General features: G+C 24.6%; 3 protein-coding genes. All 3 read right to left on the bottom strand.

Annotation, left to right across the window (positions count from 1 at the left end; all coding sequences use genetic code 11):
* Positions 1-263: 263 nt before the first annotated feature.
* The gene (locus tag E6248_RS13710) at positions 264-1,121 is read right to left on the bottom strand and encodes a flagellin (RefSeq protein WP_316341351.1); all 858 of its coding nucleotides are present in this window, start codon (positions 1,119-1,121) and stop codon (positions 264-266) included.
* Positions 1,122-1,389: 268 nt separating this feature from the next.
* Positions 1,390-3,684, bottom strand: coding sequence for a glycosyltransferase (locus tag E6248_RS13705; protein WP_316341350.1), 2,295 nt, complete (start codon positions 3,682-3,684; stop codon positions 1,390-1,392).
* Between the two features lie 10 nt (positions 3,685-3,694).
* Positions 3,695-4,379 (bottom strand): hypothetical protein (locus E6248_RS13700; RefSeq protein ID WP_316341349.1); only part of this gene is annotated, 685 nt, incomplete at its 5' end.

The following is a 4,379-nucleotide window of genomic DNA, read 5'->3' as shown; positions in this document are numbered from 1 at the left end:
GTATGACTTAATAATATATATTTCTCCATTATATTTACTATATAATCCTATTATAAATAAATTATTACTATATTTCCATTAGAAATTTACCAAGGAATATTTTCCCAATAATTATTTACAAAAATTTTATCATTGAAACAGATAATTTACACATGTTTCTACATTATTCTACAACATTTTTAACAATTTTACCATAATAATATTTTAAAACTAAATTTTATGTAAAAAAAAGAGAAGTTTTATCCACTTCTCTGTCGAATGATTTATTTCATATTTTCTAAAACTCTTAATATATCCTTAGGGAAATTGTTGGTTTGTTGCATTAAAGCTATGGAAGTTTCTTGCAATATTGAAGTCCTTGCATATTCTGACATCTCTAATGCAATATCAGTATCCCTAATTCTGCTTTCAGCTTTTTCTAAATTTAAAGATGTAGCACTTAAGTTAGTTGCAGAAGTTTCCATTCTATTTTGAATAGCACCATATCTACTTCTAGCTGAATTCACTGTAGCCATTGCAGAATCTAAAACTTGTAAATTCTTATCGATATTTTCGCTATTAACTACATTTAAAGATTTAAGTGAATTCCCTTCTCTATCTGTAAGCATGTCAGTAGTTAAATTATATACTGGAATATCTATATCTTCCTTAGTATTAGCCCCTACTGTATGTTTCAAATATTTAGGATAATTGTTGTTAGTAACTCTCTCAGAATTTAATAACTTAACACCATTAAATTCTGAGTTCTCTGCTGTATAGTCTATTTGCTCCTTAAGCTTATCTATTTCCACTTGAATTACTTTTCTATCATCCTCTGAAGTAGAACCAGAAGCTTGTATTGTTAACTCCTTCATCCTAATCAAAGCTTCACTCATAGTATTAAGGCCACCATCAACAGTTTGTACCATTGAAACCCCATCTTGAATATTTCTTTCAGCCATTTGAAGACTTCTAATTTGAAGTCTAAGACCTTCACTAACCCCAAGTTTATTAGGATTATCTTTTGCAGAGTTAATCTTAGACCCAGTACTTATCTTATTTAATGCTGATGCATTTAATGTTAAACTTTTCTTGTAATTTCTATATACATTTAAAGATTGCATATTTTGATTTAATCTCATAATATCTCTCCTAAACTTTAATCTATTATCTAAAATATCGTCAAATAAAATAAATTCTTAATACTTATTTAGTTGAAAGTTGCAGTTTATACGTTAAGATAAGAAGTATTTAAAGATGATTTTAATTTAATAATCTCTGTATAGTTTCTTCCAATAAGTATATTCAATAAATTACATTACTATAAGAAAAAGGATTTAAATTTAATTCAAATCCCCTTCTAATTTATTTTGCTATATCTAAAAATAAAATTTATAATTTAATTAACCCCTATGACTTCTTCAAAGCTTCAATGCTTTTCTCAAAAATCTCCAAATATTTTTTAACACATTGTCCCTCTTCTTCTATAAAATCAACTATTTCCTTATATCTCTTATCAATATTTGTATGGTTCCATATATAATTAACATCTATTTTCTCATTTATATTTTTATTATTACTTTTTTTCTTAATTAAAACAACTTTTTGCGATAAACCTGGTAAATTCTCTAATAGAGCTTTTTTATCTAATAAATATAAAAACTCACCTATCTTCTCCTTATCTTTATCATCAATTGAGTTATCACTAAAAATTTCTTGTACCTTAAAGAAAATCTTCTCAGCTAATTCAGCTCCCTTATTTAATAAAATTTTATCATATGGGTAATTCATAAAGAATGTTACTGGTAACATCTCTACCAACTCTAAATCATTTTCGTCTAATAACAATTTAATATAATTTATATCTCGTATTACTAAATGTTTTGATTTGCTCTCTGCTTTTGTAGTACTAATAGAATCAAATATCATTATGTATCCTTCATCACTTAAAGATTGCGATAGAATACTAATCAACTCTTTATATTTATTTTCATTCGTAAGGTGAAGAAGAACATCTGCAGTAAATATAAAATCATACTTACATTCTCCATAGTTAGACTTCTCAGATATATCTCCAAGAATAAATTTAAAACCTTTATATTTTTTTGTTAATTCAGAAATAGCTCGCTCACTAATATCAATACCTGTATAATTAATATTTTTTTTGTAAAAATATTCAGTAAACATACCTATTCCAGGTCCTAACTCTAAAACATTGGCTTTATTATGATTTTTGAATGTTATGTTTTCTAATTTATGCAATATATCAAATCTTGATTTGTATAGGTATTTATTATAAATTCTACCTAAACCTATATATCCTACTCCCTCTATATCAAATTTATTATTTAATCTTGAATTCCAATATTCAGAATAATTGAACTCACTCTTTTTATCTATATTTAAAATTAAATCCTTAGTCAAAACTACTTGCTTATCTAAAGAGTAATTATCTTCTATATAATTCCTATATTCCATAGAATTGTAATTATTGCTTCTTATCATGGAGACAGCATCGTCAATAGTATTAAATACATACTTCCTATCCCATATTTCTTCTGAAAAAACAAAATTATGTATTATAGGTTTCGTTCCATTACACATAGCTTCTGCTATTCCATAACCAAAACTTTCATGTATACTTGTTGATAGAATATAATTCTTATCTCTAAGCCATGAAGTAATATCTTCTTGCCATCCATCAAAAATTATATTATTTTCTAAATTCATTTCTTTTATTTGATAATCCCAATATAACCTTAGTAGTGGATCCTGAAAAATTCCAGCAATATATAATTTATATCTTTTATCTACGCTAATTAGTTTTTTAATAATCTGCAATAGAAGAATCGGATTTTTCCTTTGATGCAAATACCCTACATAGCCAATATTAAATCCTTTATTTTTTTCTATAAACTCTATTTTATCTATGTTTACACCATTATTAACAGTAACTATATCTACAATATCTTCAATATTTTTTACAGTTTGTCTTAATATTAATCTTAAATGTTCAGTAACTATTATAAGTTTATCAATATTTTCCCATTTTACTCTAGATGGATAATCAGTGAACGCCTCATATCTATGTAATCTACATATTATCTTTTTATCAGGAGCTAATACACTATTACTTCCATATATCACAAGTTCGTCACACCATTCAAACCAACAGATATCTGCCCATTCCATCCATATATCTATTTGCCTTAAATTTGTTACAGTAATTTTTTTAGTCTCGTAGTCATTAGATAAAGATTCTATAATATCTTTAATAAATTTATCATCACCTTTATCAAAAAAAACTATCTTTTTCTTATTGTAACTTCTATTATTTTTTTCCAATTCCTTTAACTTTAATTTTATATTACTTCTTAACTCCTCATTTTCACATAAGTTTAATGATACGTTATAATAATATTCACTTTCTTTAGCCTCCCCTTTTAGTTCATAAGCGTAAGCTAAGTTATATAGCAAATCAAAATTATTCTTATTATAAACAAGTTCTTTTTCTAATAAGTTTATTGCTTCTTCGAAATTTTCCTCATATATAAAAACAATGCTGAGCATAGTTATTATATCTATATCTTTATCTTCAAACTTACAATAATCTTCTATCAATCTTTTAGCTTCTTTATAATCACCTTCATTAATAAGCGCTTCAATATTACTCTTTATTTCATTTTTTATATCTATAATATCCATATTACCCCTCTTAATTCAGATAAGATTTTTTCCCAATTAATAATCTTGATTTTAACATCGTTAACCTTAAATCACTCCCTAAAATACTTTCATATTCAGCTATTAACTCTTCTGCCTCAATTAAATTGTTATTTGCTATAAGTATTTCAATATTATTAATAAATTTATCTTTTAATACATCTAATTCTTTCTCTTCATTTGTTTTCTCTGAAAACTCTTCTATTAATAAACCTATTAACTTATGCATATCATTATAAATATCTAATGCTTTTCTTAAATATCTTAAAGCAATCTTTTTATTCTCTTTATTTTTATATGCTTTATATATGTATATAGCAAATGAATCCTCTTCATTCTTATAGTCTTTTATTAACTCATTTTCTATAGCATATTCAGAATAAATATACTTTATATACTTTATAGTTAAATCTACATATAATTTAGATGCAAACTTAAAATCCTCTTCATTTAATTTATCTGTTAAAACTAAAAACCTTAAAAATATTCTATTTAATTTAATATTATAAAAATCCTCACCTATTTCTTTATTCTTCATATAGTCAATTAAAATAGATATAAAATCTTTATATTTTTCATATAAATAAACTAAATATCCATTTATTGTTCTTTGATAATTTGACTTCAATAAGTAATAGATATCCTCTTTCTGCTTTAACTTATAATACAATAAATCT

The organism is Clostridium sp., assembly GCF_032552055.1.
Classification (GTDB): Bacteria; Bacillota; Clostridia; order Clostridiales; family Clostridiaceae; genus Clostridium.
Note: the sequence above shows the minus strand (reverse complement) of the source record. Positions and strands in the feature narration are given on the sequence as shown.

Coding starts and splice junctions, on each gene's coding strand:
- E6248_RS13710 (WP_316341351.1), bottom strand. CDS start 1,121: ATGAGATTAAATCAAAATATGCAATCTTTAAATGTATATAGAAATTAC.
- E6248_RS13705 (WP_316341350.1), bottom strand. CDS start 3,684: ATGGATATTATAGATATAAAAAATGAAATAAAGAGTAATATTGAAGCG.